The sequence below is a fragment of the Nonomuraea sp. NPDC049714 genome (genome assembly GCF_044465295.1).
Taxonomy (GTDB): domain Bacteria; phylum Actinomycetota; class Actinomycetes; order Streptosporangiales; family Streptosporangiaceae; genus Nonomuraea.
Map to the genome: position 1 here is coordinate 99,206 of NZ_JBITLM010000006.1, position 14,686 is coordinate 113,891.

General features: G+C 72.3%; 12 protein-coding genes. 6 read left to right on the forward strand and 6 right to left on the reverse strand.

The window, feature by feature from the left end:
- Nucleotides 1-80 precede the first annotated feature (80 nt).
- A complete protein-coding gene (locus tag ACIBQX_RS24020) occupies nt 81-1,967 on the forward strand; it encodes a glycosyltransferase family 2 protein (RefSeq protein ID WP_397008022.1) in 1,887 nt (628 codons plus the stop codon).
- A gap of 1 nt (nt 1,968) precedes the next feature.
- Here the strand turns inward: ACIBQX_RS24020 and ACIBQX_RS24025 are convergent, their stop codons facing one another.
- Nucleotides 1,969-3,093 carry a DegT/DnrJ/EryC1/StrS family aminotransferase gene (locus tag ACIBQX_RS24025; protein WP_397008024.1) on the reverse strand — a complete coding sequence of 375 codons (1,125 nt, stop codon included), beginning with the start codon at nt 3,091-3,093 and terminating at the stop codon, nt 1,969-1,971.
- Nucleotides 3,093-4,076 (reverse strand): UDP-N-acetylglucosamine 4,6-dehydratase (inverting), encoded by a 984-nt coding sequence (gene pseB, locus ACIBQX_RS24030; RefSeq protein WP_397008026.1) that lies wholly within the window; start codon nt 4,074-4,076, stop codon nt 3,093-3,095. The genes ACIBQX_RS24025 and pseB overlap by 1 nt, the downstream gene beginning before the upstream one ends.
- A gap of 97 nt (nt 4,077-4,173) precedes the next feature.
- Here pseB and ACIBQX_RS24035 point away from each other — a divergent pair, with 97 nt between their 5' ends.
- Nucleotides 4,174-4,902, forward strand: a complete 729-nt coding sequence (locus ACIBQX_RS24035) for a cytidylyltransferase domain-containing protein (protein WP_397008028.1) — start codon at nt 4,174-4,176, stop codon at nt 4,900-4,902.
- Nucleotides 4,899-5,960, forward strand: a complete 1,062-nt coding sequence (locus ACIBQX_RS24040; protein WP_397008030.1) for a PseG/SpsG family protein — start codon at nt 4,899-4,901, stop codon at nt 5,958-5,960. Before ACIBQX_RS24035 ends, ACIBQX_RS24040 begins: the two co-directional genes overlap by 4 nt.
- Here the strand turns inward: ACIBQX_RS24040 and pseI are convergent.
- Together pseI and ACIBQX_RS24050 are read right to left on the reverse strand one after the other, a co-directional pair.
- The gene (pseI, locus tag ACIBQX_RS24045) at nt 5,941-6,984 is read right to left on the reverse strand and encodes a pseudaminic acid synthase (RefSeq protein WP_397008032.1); all 1,044 of its coding nucleotides are present in this window, start codon (nt 6,982-6,984) and stop codon (nt 5,941-5,943) included. The two genes, ACIBQX_RS24040 and pseI, sit on opposite strands and share 20 nt — an antisense overlap.
- Nucleotides 6,981-7,481, reverse strand: coding sequence for a GNAT family N-acetyltransferase (locus ACIBQX_RS24050; protein ID WP_397008034.1), 501 nt, complete (start codon nt 7,479-7,481; stop codon nt 6,981-6,983). The genes pseI and ACIBQX_RS24050 overlap by 4 nt, the downstream gene beginning before the upstream one ends.
- Nucleotides 7,482-7,601: 120 nt before the next feature.
- Here ACIBQX_RS24050 and ACIBQX_RS24055 point away from each other — a divergent pair, with 120 nt between their 5' ends.
- From ACIBQX_RS24055 to ACIBQX_RS24065, 3 genes are read left to right on the forward strand one after another with little or no spacing between them, the layout of a single operon-like run.
- Nucleotides 7,602-9,044: a glycosyltransferase family 2 protein gene (locus tag ACIBQX_RS24055; protein WP_397008036.1), complete on the forward strand. Its 1,443-nt coding sequence runs from the start codon at nt 7,602-7,604 to the stop codon at nt 9,042-9,044.
- Between the two features lie 48 nt (nt 9,045-9,092).
- On the forward strand, nt 9,093-9,893 hold the full coding sequence (locus ACIBQX_RS24060; protein ID WP_397008038.1) for a CDP-alcohol phosphatidyltransferase family protein: 801 nt from the start codon (nt 9,093-9,095) through the stop codon (nt 9,891-9,893).
- 18 nt (nt 9,894-9,911) lie between these two features.
- Nucleotides 9,912-10,961: a sulfotransferase family protein gene (locus ACIBQX_RS24065; RefSeq protein WP_397008040.1), complete on the forward strand. Its 1,050-nt coding sequence runs from the start codon at nt 9,912-9,914 to the stop codon at nt 10,959-10,961.
- A gap of 1 nt (nt 10,962) precedes the next feature.
- On the opposite strand, the gene ACIBQX_RS24070 is transcribed toward ACIBQX_RS24065, so the two are convergent.
- Together ACIBQX_RS24070 and ACIBQX_RS24075 are read right to left on the reverse strand one after the other, a co-directional pair.
- Complete coding sequence (locus ACIBQX_RS24070) at nt 10,963-12,039, reverse strand: glycosyltransferase (protein WP_397008042.1); 1,077 nt, start codon at nt 12,037-12,039, stop codon at nt 10,963-10,965.
- Complete coding sequence (locus tag ACIBQX_RS24075) at nt 12,036-14,669, reverse strand: CDP-glycerol glycerophosphotransferase family protein (protein ID WP_397008044.1); 2,634 nt, start codon at nt 14,667-14,669, stop codon at nt 12,036-12,038. The genes ACIBQX_RS24070 and ACIBQX_RS24075 overlap by 4 nt, the downstream gene beginning before the upstream one ends.
- Nucleotides 14,670-14,686 lie beyond the last annotated feature (17 nt).

The following is a 14,686-nucleotide window of genomic DNA, read 5'->3' on the forward strand; positions in this document are numbered from 1 at the left end:
CTGTCCGGCTGAAGCAGAATCGTCCGGCGAAGTTGAAGCGTCCGGCTGAAGAACCGTCCGGCTGAAGAACAGGAGCTCACGTGCCGGTCCTTTCCGTGATCGTGCCCTTTCACAACGTCGGCAAGTACCTCGGCCCCTGCCTGGACTCGCTGGCGGCGCAGCGGTTCCGGGACTTCGAGGTGATCTGCGTGGACGACGGCAGCCGCGACGACGGCGCCGCCGTGGTGGCGGCCAGGGCGGCGGCGGACGGGCGCATCCGCCTCATCCAGCAGGCCAACCTCGGCGTCGGGCGCGCACGCAACGCGGGTGTGCGGGAGGCGAGCGGCCGCTACCTGGCCTTCGTCGACGGCGACGACATGGTGCCGCGGGCGGCGTTCCAGCGCCTGGTGACCTCGCTCGAGTCGACCGGCTCCGACCTCGCCTGCGGGAACGTCATGCGCCTGCACCGCAACCTGCTCGTCCCGTCGTGGGCGCACAGGGAGGCGTTCGCCGAGCCGGCCGCCCGCACTCACATCACCCGCCACCGGCTGCTGATCCGCGACCGCATGCTGTGGAACAAGGTCTACCGGCGCTCCTTCTGGGACGCGCTCGGGCTGAGCTTCCCCGACCGGATGTACGAGGACCAGCCGGTCGCCATCGCCGCCCATGTGGGCGCGGGCGCGGTGGACGTGCTGCACAAGGTCGTCTACCACTGGCGTCAGCGCGACGAGCCGGGCGCCTCGATCACCCAGCGCCGCCTGGAGCCGGACAACCTGCGCGATCGCCTGCTGTCGGTGCTGGAGACGGCCGCGCTGCTGGACGCGCGGGCGCGCAGGCTCAGGCCGGAGTTCGACCGGGACACGCTGGAGATCGACATGGCGGTCGCGGTCGAGGCCATCGCCGGGCTCGGCGCCGACGCCGACGACGCCCTCGTGGACCTGGTCGTCCGGTATCTCGACAGTGTGCGGCCGGACGTGCTGCCGCGCGTGCCGTACGCTCTCCGCCTCCTGGTGCACCTGCTGCACCAGCGCCGCCTGGACGAGGTGGCGCACGTCTTCGCGCAGGCGCGCGACGGTCTCCTCCACCCGCCGGTCGGCTCCGCGGGGCTGCTGCGCAAGCGCTGGTACGGCCGGCATCCGGCCTTGCCGGGGCACCTGTCGGAGGTGTCGGAGGAGCTGAGCCCGACGGCCAGGCTGGTGGAGCTGGAGTGGCGCGGCGGCGTGCTGCGCGGTGCCGGCCGGGTGGGCGTCGGCCGGTTCGACGTGAGCGAGCTGGACCGGGTACGGGTGAGCGTGTGGCTGGAGGAGCGCAGGACCGGCGACCGGATGCCGCTCTCGGTGGAGAGCGCGTCCCCGACCTGGGAGAACGTCGAGCTGCCCGATGGCGGGTGCGTGCCGGAGCACGCGTTCCCGTTCCGGTTCGCCTTCGACCCGGCCGCCCTGACGCCTGAGCGGATCGCCCGGCTCGGCCACTGGGACCTGCGCGTCGGGCTCAAGGGGCCGGGCCTGCGGCTGGAGGGCAAGGTGCGCGGCGACCGCCGGCTGCCGCCCGCAGCTCCGCCGCCGCGCCGCCGCGCGGGTGTGTGGCTGGTCCCGGCGCTCGCCTTCAGGGGCGCGTGGGGGCTGCGGCTGCGCCGGGCCGGCGCGCTGGTACGGCACTGCGAGGTGGACGGCGGTGACCTGGTCTTCTCCGGCGAGCTGGCGGATCCGGGCGACGGCGAGCCGGTGGTCAGGCTGGTGCGCAGGAGCGACGGCGAGGAGATGTACTTCCCCGCGACGCTGGCGGGGCGCGAGTTCCACGCCCGGGTGCCGCTGGCGGGCATCGACGAGTCCGTCGGCGAGGAGTCGTGGTGGGAGGTCGTCGTCGACCAGGGGCGGGCGATCCGGACCCTTGTCCGCACCCAGGAGCGTCAGCCCGTGCGGGTCGAGGGCCGCAGCTTCCTCGTCGACAGGAGCGACGACGGCTGCCTGCTGCTGCTGGAGCGCTGAGTCAGGCCAGGACGGCGGTCAGGCGCTCGACGACCCGGTCCTGCTCGGCGTCGGTGAGGTCGGGGAAGAGCGGCAGCGAGAGCTGCTCGGCGTAGTAGGCCTCGGCCGCCGGGCACAGGCCGCGCCGGTAGCCGAGGTCCTCGAAGACCGGATGCCAGTAGGCCGGCAGGTAGTTGACCTGCACCCCGATGCCGGCCGCCCGCATGCGCTCGTAGACCTCGCGCCTGCGGCCGTCGCCGATCCGTACGGGATAGAGGTGCCAGCTGGGAGAGGTGTAGGGCCGCTGGGCGGGCAGGGTGAGGCCGGGCAGCCCGGCGAGCAGCGTGTTGTAGCGGGCGACCAGCTCGGCACGCCTGGCACGGAAGCGGTCCAGCCGCCTCAGCTGGCTGACGCCCAGGGCGCAGAGCACGTCGGGCAGCCGGTAGTTGAGGCCGAAGTCGTGCACCTCCTGGTGCCAGCCGCCGTGGTCGGGGTCGCGCTGCTCGACCGGGTCCCTGACCAGGCCGTGGTTTCTGAACCTGGCCGCCCTGGCGAGCCTGCCGGGGTCGGCCGCCGCGACCGCGCCGCCTTCGGCCGTGGTCACGGTCTTGGTCGGGAAGAAGGAGAACGTGGTCAGGTCGGCGAGCGCGCCCACCGGCCGGTCCTTGTAGACCGAGCCGATGGAGTGGGCGGCGTCGCCGATCAGCACCGCGCCGCAGCGGTCGGTGAGCGCGCGCAGCTCGTCGTAGTCGGCGGGATGACCGGCGTAGTCCACGGCGGTGATCGCGCGGGTCCGGCCGGTGACCAGGGCGGCGGCGGAGTCCGGGTCGAGGTTGCCGGTGTCGGGCTGCACGTCGGCGAAGACCACCCGGGCGCCGCGCAGCGCGGCGGTGGCGGCCGTGGCGACGAACGTCAGCGGTGAGGTGATCACCTCGTCGCCCGGCCCGGCCCCGGCGGCCACATAGGCGACGTGCAGGGCCGCCGTGCCCGAGGTGACCGCCACGCACGGCACGCCGCCCGTCCACCGGGCCAGCTCCGACTCGAACAGGCCGACCGCCGGGCCGGTGGTCAGCCAGTCGCCGCGCAGCACCTCGGTCACCGCCCGGACGTCGTCCTCGGCGATGGACTGCCGGCCATAAGGAAGCATCAGGCGCCGGCCGGGACCAGGGCGCGCAGGTCGTCGACCGACAGCCAGCGGTCGTTGGCGTCGGAGCGGTAGGCGAACCCCTCGGGCAGCGACTCGCCGCCGGCCGGCGGCACGTAGCCCCAGTCCGCGATCGTGGGCTGCACGACGTAGCGGTCGGCCAGGCGCAGGGCCCTGCGGCCGTCGTCGGGACTGATCATCTCCTCGTGCAGCTTCTCGCCCGGCCTGATGCCGATCTCGTCGATCGGGCAGCCCGGCGCCAGCGCGTCGGCCAGGTCGAGGATGCGCATGCTCGGGATGCGCGGCACGTAGAGCTCGCCGCCCTGCATCAGCTCGAAGGAGTCGACCACGAACCTGACGGCCTGGTCGAGGGTGATCCAGAAGCGGGTCATCCGCTTGTCGGTGATCGGCAGGGTGCCGCCCTGCGCGGCCAGGCGCTGGAAGAACGGCACCACCGAGCCGCGGCTGCCGAGCACGTTGCCGTAGCGCACCACGGAGAAACGGGTCTCGTGGCTGGCGGCGTAGTGGTTGGCCGACACGAACAGCTTGTCGGCGACCAGCTTCGTCGCGCCGTACAGGTTGATCGGGCTGGAGGCCTTGTCGGTGGACAGCGCCACGACCTTGCGCACGCCGCAGTCGATGGCGGCCTCCACCACGTTCTGCGAGCCGCCGACGTTGGTCCGGACGTACTCGAACGGGTTGTACTCGGCGGTGTCGACCTGCTTGAGCGCGGCGGCGTGGACGACGTACTCGACGCCGTGCATGGCGCGGGTCAGGCGCTCCCTGTCGCGGATGTCGCCGATGAAGTAGCGCAGCCGCTCGTCCTCGCCGAGAAGCTGGCGGAGCTCGTACTGCTTGAGCTCGTCGCGCGAGAACACCACCATCCTGCGCACGCCGAGCGAGTCGAGCGCGTGGCGGATGAACGTCCTGCCGAAGGACCCCGTGCCTCCGGTGACCAACACTGACGATCCACTGAGAATGCTCAAGGGGTCCCCCGAACTAGCGGCTACGGCCCAGAAGCCTGGCCGGTAGCATAACGCAGCCAATCAATGACGCACAGTCACACGGGGAAATGGGGCATCGGTGCGTATTGTCGGAATCATTCAGGCTCGCATGGGGTCCACGCGGCTGCCCGGCAAGGTCCTGCGCGACCTCGGCGGCCGCACGGTGCTGGGGTGGGTGGTCCGTGCCGTACGCGAGTCGCAGGCGGTCGACGAGCTGGTGGTGGCCACCACGGTGCGGGCGGAGGACGACGCGGTGGCGGCCGAGTGCCGGGCCCTGGGCGTGCCCTGCCACCGGGGGCCGGTGGACGACGTCCTCACCAGGTTCGTGCAGGTGATGGCGGGGCGTCCGGGTGACGCGGTCATGCGCTTCACCGCCGACTGCCCGCTGCTCGACCCCGCGATCATCCGCGAGGCGGCCCAGGTCTACCGGGCGCTGCCGGGGCTCGACTACCTGAGCACCGGCCTGGCGGGAACGCTGCCGCGCGGGCTCGACGTGGAGATCGTCGGCCTGCCCGCCCTGCGCCGCGCCGACCAGCGCGCCGACGGCTACCACCGGACCCACGTGACCTCCTACGTCTACTCCCACCCCGGCGACGCCCGCCTGCTCGGCCTGGCCTACCCGCCCGGCGCCGCCGACCTCCGGGTGACCCTGGACACCGAGGACGACTGGCGGCTCATCTCGCGCGTGGTTGGGGAGCTGGGCGATGGGTGCGTCCCGATGCGGGCCCTGGTGGCCTGGCTGCGGGCCAGACCGGAGGTATGCCGCCTCAACGCGCACATCACCCAGAAGGAGCTGCAGGACGCGTGACCGCGAGTGAGCCCCCATCGATGCGGCGGGTCGGTATTCGCTGCGACGCCGGGGCCGCGATCGGCGTCGGCCACCTGGTGCGGTGTGTCGCGCTCGCCGAGGAACTGACCGCGCGCGGGGTCGAGGTGGTCTTCCTCGGTGCGGTGTCCGGCTCGCCGTGGGCCGCCGAGCAGCTACGGGCCCGAGGATTGCCGCTGGTCCCGGCCCCGCGCGAGCCCGCGCTCCTGGCCTCCCTGGTGGACGAGCTGTGCCTTGACGCCGTGGTGCTCGACTCCTACACGCTCGCCCCAGGTACGGGGGCGGCCCTTCGAGCGGGCCGCGATTCGTGGGCGGGCCTCTCGGGGCGTGGGCCGGTGGTGCTGGCGATCATCGACGGGGATCCGCTCGGGCAGGAGGCCGACCTCTACCTCGATCAGAATCTCGGCGCCGAACACCGCCCCTTCCCCGCGCTGCCGGGGTCCCGAGCGTCGCGGCCGGGTGGGGCGAGGCGGCTGGCGGGGGCGTCGTACGTGCTGCTGCGTGACAGTGTGCGGCGCTGCCGCCGGTCGGCGTGGGCGCGGAGCGTGCCGCGGGTGCTCTGCTTCTTCGGCGGCACCGACAGCGCCGGAGTCGCGCCCGCCTGGGCGGCGGCCCTGCGCCGGACGGGACTGCCGTACGAGGCCGCGGTGGTCAGTCCGGTGCCCTTCGGGGCGGAGGGGCGGGTGCGGGTGATCCCGCCGACGGACAGGTTGCCCGAGCTGATGGCCGAGGCGGACCTGGTGCTCACCGCCGCCGGATCCGCGAGCTGGGAACTGCTCCACCTGGGCGTCCCCACCGCGCTGACCTGGGTGGCCGACAACCAGTCGGCCGGGTACGAGGCGCTGGTGCGCGGCGGCCTGGCGGCCGGCCTCGGCCCTGAGCCCGGCCCGGAGGCCGTCGCCACGCTGGCCCGCCTGCTCGCCACGCCGGCGCTACGGGAGGAGTACGGCAGGCGCGGCAGGAGCCTGATCGACGGCCGGGGCCGCGAACGCGTCGCCGACGCCCTCCTGGACCCCAGCGTCAGAGGAGGTCCCAGGTGAGCGGGGTGCCGAGGGGGGTGTCGCGGGTGAAGGCGCGGCCCATCACGTCGGCCGCGGCGTCCGGGGGCAGGCCGCCGGCGGGCCGGATGGAGCGCACGTTGAGCTCGGTCACCGGCTCACCGGCTCGCACGTCCCGCACCACGTACAGGGACCGGCGGAACCGCAGCCCCTCGCGCTCGCTGGGGCGGGGGCCGATGACGGGGGAGCCCAGCGACTGCCAGGCGCGCTCGCTCTCCACGACCAGCGCGGCGAGCTCGTGCGGCTCCAGGGAGAACGCCGCGTCCACCCCGCCGGCGTCCCGTGACAGCGTGACGTGCTTCTCGATCAGGCAGGCGCCGAAGGCGACGGCCGCGAGGGCGGCACCGAGGCCGGGGGTGTGGTCGGACAGGCCGGTGACCGCGCCGGTGATCGCGGCGAGCAGCGGGAGGGAGCGCAGGTTGCTCTCGGCGGGAGAGGCGGGGTAGGAGGCGGTGCACGACAGGACGGCGAGCTGGTCGCAGCCGGCGGACCTGGCGGCGGCGACGGCCGTGTGGATCTCCGCGATGGAGGCCATCCCGGTGGAGATGATCAGCGGCTTGCCGGTGGCCGCGGCCAGCCTGATCAGAGGGAGGTCGACGATCTCCGAGGAGGCGATCTTGTAGGCGGGGGCGTCGAGCTTCTCCAGCAGCTCGACGGCCGTGGGGTCGAAGGGCGAGGAGAAGGGGATGAGCCCGTGCTGCCGGGCCCGGGCGAAGATCGGCTGGTGCCAGTCCCAGGGGGTGTGGGCGCGCTCGAAGAGCTGGTAGAGGCGCTCGCCGCCCCACAGGTCGTGCCATGCGCCGATGCGGAAGGCGGGGCCGTCGGAATCGACGGTGATCGTGTCGGGGCGGTAGGTCTGCAGCTTCAGCGCGTGCGCGCCGCTGGCGGCCACCGCGTCGACGATCGACAGCGCGCGCTCCAGGCTGCCGTTGTGGTTGCCGGACATCTCGGCGATGACGAACGGCGGCTCGCCGGGCCCAACGGCCCGGCCCGCGATCTCGATCATGGGTCCTTCTCCCTGGTCAGCTCGACGGCGACGACCTCACGGCACAGCCCGGCCAGCTCCAGCTCGTAACCGGCGACCTCGGCGAACCCGAACCGGCGGTGCAGCCGCCGGACCGGCTCGTTGCAGGCGAGCACCTCGCCGCGCAGCGTGGTCAGGCCGAGCGGCCCGAAGGCGTGCTCGATGGCCGCGCGCTCCAGCCCGATCCAGGCGGCCAGCAGCTCGCCCGACCGCTCCAGCCCGGCCAGGTCGAGGTAGAAGGCCCAGTCGGCGCTCCTGCCCCCGGCGGTCAGGCCGGAGAAGGACACCACGCCGGCGGCGGCCCCCCGGTGCTCGTAGATCAGCACCCGCCTGGCCGGGTCGTTCCTGACCATGGCCCACCAGCGGGCGTGCTCGGCCTTGGTGATCGTGTGGGTGGTGAAGCTGGACGCCCGCACCCGCGGGTGGTTGCGCCAGCGGCGCATCGCGGGGAGTTCGTGCTCTTCGACGTCTCTGAGCACCGCCCCTCCTTACGTGCTGCGTTCGATCCATTGCACAACGTAGCGTAAAGAATCGCTTCCCCGGGGGAACGCCGAGGCATCCTGCCCTCATCTGACCCAGTGACCGAAGGAGCGTGCGGCATGATCCCCCTGCTCAGCATCGTCGTCCCCATCTACAACGTGGAGCCGTACCTGGCCGAATGCCTGAAGTCGCTGGCCGCCCAGACGCTTGAGGACTTCGAGGTCATCATGGTCGACGACGGCTCGGCCGACGGCAGCAGGCGGCTGGCGGAGGACTTCGCCGCCCGCGACTCCCGCTTCGCCCTGCTGGACCAGCCGCACCAGGGCCCGGGGCCGGCCCGCAACCTGGGCCTGCGGCACGCCCGCGCCCCCTTCCTGGCCTTCGCCGACGGTGACGACGTCGTGCCGCCGTCGGCGTACGAGCTGCTCGTCTCCTCGCTGCGGGAGACCGGCTCGGACCTGGCGTGCGGCGGGGTGCTGCGGATCGAGGACGGCGAGCCGGGGCCGTCGTCGCTGCACGAGAAGGTGTTCAGGCGAAAGGTGTTGTGCACGCACATCATGGACAGGCGCTCGCTGGTCAGGGACCGCACGGTGTGGAACAAGGTCTACCGGGCGGACTTCTGGCGCCGGCGCGGGCTGACGTTCGCCGCCGGGATCTACGAGGACGTGCCGGTGGCGATGCGCGCCCATGTCCTGGCGACGAGCGTGGACGTGCTCGACGACGTCGTCTACCACTGGCGCAGGCGCGACAGCGGCGAGGTGTCGATCACCCAGCGGCGCACCGAGCTGTCCAACCTGGCCGAGCGCCTGGCCGCCATCCGGTCCGTGCGCGCCTTCCTCGACGACACGGCCCCGGAGCTGACGGACGCCTTCGACAGCCTGGTGCTGGAGAAGGACATCCTGTTCCTCTTCCAGGCGCTGGAGGGCGGCCTGGACGCCGGGCCGGTGCTCGACCTGGCCAGGCAGTGGCTGGCCGAGCTGAGTCCCTCCGCCCTCGCCGCCGCGCCGTCGCTGCGGCGGCTGGAACTCCACCTGGTACGGCGCGGCCTGATCAAGGAACTGCGCCGGGTGCGCAACTTCCGGCGGGCCGCGACCGAGGGCACCCGCATCGTGCCGCGCGGCTGGCGGGAGACGAAGTGGTACGGCGACTACCCGTACTTCCGCAACCGCAGGCTCGCGATCCCGCGCGAGGTGTACGACGCGCAGGCGGAGATCAAGCTGCTGGCCACCGTCGAGACGTGCGAGTGGACCGGCAGGGAGTTCGTGCTGCGCGGGCAGGTGGCGCTCCACCGGGTCAAACGGGGGCCGGACCGGCTGAACCTGTGGCTCACCGACGGCAGGCGCAAGGTGCCGCTGGAGCTGAAACGGGCCGGCAGTCACGGCTTCGTGGCCACGGTCGATCCACGGCGGCTCGAAGGCGGCGGCCCGACCTGGCGGCTGCACGCGCGCACCGAGACGCGGGGGCTCGTGCTCAAGGCGGTGTTCCGGGATGCCGAGAAGAAGCGGACTTGGCGGCTTTCGGTGGCGGGATGGTCAAGAAGAGGCATGGACATCCCCCAGTAGTTCCAGAGAGTAATAGTTCAAACGCGACTCGTGGCCATGCTGTAGTCCATGAGGACCTATTCGCTCGATGACGTCCACGAGACACGCAAGCGGAGAGACTCCTGGTGGACCGTGTACTTCGTGGACCCGGTCGCCTGCCGGGTCGCGCTCGTGGTCGCCAACCGCACGCGGATCACGCCGAACGAGCTCACGGTTTTCTCGCTGGCCCTCGGCCTGGTCTCGGCCGTGTTCCTGGCGACGGACCGGCTGGCCGCCGGGGCGGTGATGTTCTACCTGAGCTTCATGATCGACTGTGTTGACGGCAAGGTGGCCAGGCTCAAGGGCACGGGGACGCCCTTCGGCCTCTGGCTGGACTACGTCGGCGACCGGGTCAGGGTGGTGCTGTGCGCGGCGGGGCTCGCCTACGGGCAGTACACGCTGACGGGGGACGCCGGCTACATCGTGCTCGGCGCGGCGCTGGCCGTGCTGGACCTGTTCAGGTACGTGAACGCGCCGCAGATGAAGCGGGTTCGCGAGGCGATCAGGGAAGGGCGGGCCGAGGCGGAGCTGGAGGGCCTGGTGCCGGCGCCGAGGCTGGGCCGGCCGGTCCGGCGGATGCCGTCCTTCCTGCGGCGGCTCAACAGGTTCCTGGCCCGTCGCCGGGTTCGCTCGCATCTCATCAGCGGCATCGAGTTTCACGCCGCGGTGTTCGTGATCGCGCCGCTCATCGGGGCGGCGGCGCTGATCCCGATCTCGGTGGTAGCCAGCGTCCTGCTGCTTGCCAACGAAATCTTCCTTGTCTACCGGATGTGGCTCTTCACGCGCAGGCACGAGGTGCCCCAGAGGAGCCGAGAGCACGTTCTCGTCTAAGTTTTCGGGGGGTTCGACATGTCCGATCGGCCAGTATTCGTCATAGGTTGCCCGCGCTCCGGCACCACGATGCTGCAGCTCATGCTGCACTCGCACCCGCGGCTCGCGGTGCCGCCGGAGACCCGGTTCCTGATGCCCGCCTACTACCGGCGCCGCTCGTTCGGCGACCTGCGCGACGCCTCGCGCCGCCGCTCGCTGGCCGAGTGGATCGCGACCGACCGCAGCACCAAGTTCCGCGAGCTGAAGATCGACAAGAACGACTTCATCGAGCAGGCCGTGGCCGGCCCCGGCTCGCTCGGCTCGGTGATCGGGACCGCGTTCCGGATGTACGCCGAGCGGTTCGGCAAGCCGCGCTGGGGCGACAAGCGGCCCAGCTACGTCAAGCACACCGACCTGCTCCTCAGGCTCTTCCCCGACGCCCAGTTCATCCACCTGATCAGGGACGGCCGCGACTGCGTGGCCTCGCTGAAGGAGATGCCCTGGTACACGCACGACTCCTTCCACGCCGTCTCCACCTGGGCCGAGGCCATCGACGCGGGTGACCGGCTGAGGCGGGCGATGCCCGAGGACAGCTACTTCGAGCTGCGCTACGAGCACCTCACCGACGATCCCTCGACCGAGCTGAAGAAGCTCTGCGAGTTCCTCGGCGAGGACTTCGCGCCGTCCATGGTCTCGCCGCGCGAGGCGGCCAGCATCGCCGTGCCCGTGCACAAGGTGTGGCACAGCAACACGCACGGCGAGGTCACCCGCAGCCGGGTGGGCAGCTGGGCCAAGCGCCTGGACGCGTGGGAGATCGCGCTCTGCGAGCACGTGCTGGGCGAGCGGCTGGAGGCCCACGGCTACGAGCTCACCGGGGCGGCGCCGGCGGCCAAGGAGCACCTGGCGGCCTGCCAGAAGACGATGGCCAAGCGCCGGGCCAGCCGGATGCGCAAGGCCATGCGCGACCGGTTCAACCGGCTGCGCGAGCCGAGCCCGGTGGCGGCCATGCTCACCTCCGGCCAGCGGGCGATCGCCGGGGTTCCGCAGCAGCGCCACGAGTCGCCGGAGCTGGCCGAGCGAGCCGGGTGACTCAGCGCTCGATGTGCTGAAACAGCGACTCCCAGCGATCCAGGACGGGGTCGAGCCGGAAGGCCGCCGTCCTGGCCCGAGCGGCGGCGCCCACCTGCCGCCGCTCCCGCTCCGACCCCATGAGCCGGGCCAGCTCGGCGCCGAACGCGTCCACGTCCCCCGGCGGGACCAGCACCGGGCCCGCCGACCTGACGCCGCCCGACACGTCGAACGCCACCGCCGGCACCCCGTACGCGGCCGACTCCAGCAGCACCACGGGCAGGCCCTCGTGCTCGCTGGTCACCGCCAGGATCGAGGCGTCCAGGTACTCCTCGGGCATCAGCGCGGCGGGCACCCGGCCTCTGAAGACCACCCGGTCCACGATGCCCTCGCGGGCGGCGTGGGCCCGTAGCCGTTCGAGCTCGCCGCCGTCGCCGACGAGGTGCAGCTGCCACGGCCGCGGCGCGCCGGACCTGGCGAAGGCGCTGATCAGCCGGTCGAACCGCTTGACCCCTTCCAGCCGGCCCACGCCCAGCACGCGGGGCGTCGTCAGGGGTGACGTGCTCTCCGGCCAGGCGGCCAGCGGGTTCGGCAGCGCCCAGGCATTGGGCAGCAGCGCGTGCTCGGAGAACAGCCGCGCGTCGTCGTCGCTGAGGAAGACGGCCTGGTCGAGGTTCGGGTAGTGCCTTCTGATCGAGCCGAGGTGCCAGCAGCCGCGGGCATGTTCGTACGAGCCGTGGTACTGGCCGATCGGCCGCAGTGAGCCGGGCAGCAGGCCCGACAGGCGGGTCACCACCGAGGGCGAGGTCAGCACCGCGTACCCCGGCCGCATCAGGCCGAGCAGCTCCGTCAGCCGGCGGTCGGCCAGCCTGCGGGCCAGCCGTCCCTGCGGGCGCACCGGGCTCCGGCTGATCAGGTGCCGCCGGTAGCGGGGCTCGTCGACGTAGCGGAACGGCGCGGCGGACCGGTGCAGGCCGATGACGTGCACCTCGTGCCCACGCCCGGCCAGCCCCTGGGCCAGCGTGTGCGTCACCTGCTGGACGCCGCCGAGCGTGTCGGCGTCCAGGCACGTGAAAACGATGTTGACCGCCCTGTTCACCGCTCGCTCCCGGTGAAGAAGTCCGTCACGATCCGGTGCGCCGCGTCGCCGCGCTCCTCGGCGCACCACAGCTCGCGGAAGGCCGCGTACCGGTCGGCGTAGGAGTCGTGCACGGCGGGCAGGTCGCGCAGCTTGCCGATCAGCTCCTCGGTCGTGGTCACGCACGGGCCGGGGGCGATGGACGGCAGGTCGTGGTAGACGCCCCGCTCCGACAGCCGGTACTCGTCCCAGTCGTCGATGAGGAACAGCATGGGCTTGCCGGTCAGCGCGTAGTCGCACATCACCGACGAGTAGTCCGTCAGCAGCGCGTCGGAGGTCAGCATCAGGTCGTTGATCTCGGGATAGGACCCGGCCGGGCGGACGAAGTGCCGCAGGTGCTCCGGCGGCCGGAACCGTTCGACCGGATGGGTGCGCAGGACCAGCACCCACTCGTCCGCCAGCTCCCTGGCCATCAGCGCCAGGTCCGCCCGGACCGACCGGCCGCTGCCCTTGGCCCGGTCTCGGTAGGTGGGCGCGTACAGCAGGACCTTGCGATCCGGCGGGATCTCCAGGCGGCGCCTGACGTCGTCGGTGACCTCGCCGCGCATCAGCGCGTCGCAGCGCGGCGTGCCGCACCGGTAGACCTTGCCGGTGTAGCCGTTGGACGGCACGAAGCGGCGCGCGAACTCGGCGCTCGGCGCCACCAGCGCGTCCCACCGGGCCACCGCCGCCCGCCACCGCTCGCGCGGCCGGTCGAAGTCGGCGCGCAGGTCGGGGGCGTCGAACCCGATGGACTTGATCCCCTGCCCGTGCCAGGTCTGCAGGTAGCGGGTACGGCGCGGCTTGGGGTAGTCGAGCGGGAAGCCGTGACTGTCCACCCAGTAGCCCGCGCGGGCCATGGCCCAGATGTAGGCCCAGCTCCCGCGGCGTACCAGGCGGGCGTCGGAGGGGAAGTTGCGGCGTCCCTTGGCCACCGACCAGACCACCTCGATGGGCAGGTCGCGGCGGCGCAACTCCTCGTAGACGGCGCGCGGGCTGCCGGTGTAGCCCTTGCCGACGTCGGCCTCGAACAGCGCCAGGTCCCTGCGCGGCGGCAGCACCTTGATCAGCGCCTTGTAGACGCGCAGCTTCATCGCCGGCGTGCTGAGCCTCTTCAGCGCCTTGCGCCCGAGCCTGCGCGCGAAGGACCGCCTGGTCCGCTTCGCCCGCACGCACAGGTAGGCCGCGTACCCCTCGGCCCGCACCGTGCCGCCCGGCAGCTCGATGGGCTTCATGGCCGAGTCGACCAGCAGCCGGTCGGTGGTGGTGCGGCCGTCGGAGAGCCGGGTGAAGCCGATGCGCGGGTCGCACTTCCCCTTCGGCTCGAACGTGATCTCGCTGACGTAGCCGCCCTCGCCCGACGCCTGCGGCTCGATCGGGATCCGCTTCCCGCCGGCCCGCAGGAACGCCTTCCAGTCCACGGGCAGCGCGCCGAAGGGGTCGTAGGTGTGCACGGTCATCCTGACCCGGTCGCCGGCCTGGGCGATCTCCGCCACTTCGTGCCGCAGCCGGGCGGCCGAGAACGGCAGCTCGGCCAGGCGCAGGTCGGTGATGTCCATGCCGGGGGAGACCGTGGTGCCCCAGTAGGTGCGGCCGTCGATCCGGACGGCGGCGCGCGGGGCCGCCCTCGGCCCGGTGAGCGAGCCGGCGGCGATGCGGAGGTCGTCGATCCGGTCGTCCAGGATGAGGTGGCAGCAAACCCGGGCCATCGGCTCGATCCGGTCGAACACCTCGGGGGAGAACTCCTCCAGGTACGGCCTGACGATCGCGGCGAACTCCTTCACCCAGACCCGGTCCCTGGTCGGCAGCGGGTTGAGGTAGACGCGCAGGTCCTGGTGCAGGAAGCGGAACCGCCGCGCGGGCAGCAGGTGGGCCAGGCCGTGGGCGCGCAGGACGTCGTCGCTGCGCCGGGCCGCGACGACCCGGTGGCGCACGTTGTCCATCTCCTTGATGCTGAGCGAGATGGAGGTGCCGCCGCACGCCCGGTGCCAGTGGTAGACGACCCACGGCACGACCGCGAACCGGCGGGCGAGCGCGTACAGCTCGGTGGCGAAGGGGTGGTCCTCGTAGTGGATGTCCTCGGGGAAGCGCAGCCCGCTGTCCCTGAGGAAGCGCACGTCGTAGAGCTTGTTGGTGCTGAAGGAGTCCAGGAACAGCTCCGGCTCCTCGCCGATGCCCGCCACCACCCGCCGCCTGGCGAACAGCGTCGGATAGTACGGGCGCAGCCGCCCGCTCGACTCGTACAGCCGGGAGATCTGCCCGGACACGAAGTCGGCGCCGGTCCGCTCGATCTCGGTGAGCAGGCTCTTGCAGGCGTGCCTGGGCAGCTCGTCGTCGCTGTCGAGATACATCAGATACGGCGCGGTGGCGGCGGCCAGGCCGTCGTTCCTGGGCGCGCCGCAGCCGCCGCTGTTGGCAGGTCTGCGCACGTAGCGCACGCGGGAGTCGCTCTCCATGAGCTCGGCGACGACGCGGGGCGTCTCGTCGGTGCTCGCGTCGTCGACGACGATCACCTCAAGGTCGCGCAGCGACTGGCACAGCACCGAACGCACGGCCCTGGGCAGACGGGGCGCGTCGTTGTAGGTGATCACGACGACGGTGCAGTCCGGCATGCCATCCCCCCGAGAGT

Excerpts from the sequence above, each read along its gene's own strand:
- ACIBQX_RS24025 (WP_397008024.1), bottom strand. The coding sequence starts at position 3,093 with ATGCTTCCTTATGGCCGGCAGTCCATCGCCGAGGACGACGTCCGGGCG.
- pseI (WP_397008032.1), bottom strand. The coding sequence starts at position 6,984 with ATGATCGAGATCGCGGGCCGGGCCGTTGGGCCCGGCGAGCCGCCGTTC.
- ACIBQX_RS24055 (WP_397008036.1), top strand. The coding sequence starts at position 7,602 with ATGATCCCCCTGCTCAGCATCGTCGTCCCCATCTACAACGTGGAGCCG.
- ACIBQX_RS24060 (WP_397008038.1), top strand. The coding sequence starts at position 9,093 with ATGAGGACCTATTCGCTCGATGACGTCCACGAGACACGCAAGCGGAGA.
- ACIBQX_RS24065 (WP_397008040.1), top strand. The coding sequence starts at position 9,912 with ATGTCCGATCGGCCAGTATTCGTCATAGGTTGCCCGCGCTCCGGCACC.
- ACIBQX_RS24075 (WP_397008044.1), bottom strand. The coding sequence starts at position 14,669 with ATGCCGGACTGCACCGTCGTCGTGATCACCTACAACGACGCGCCCCGT.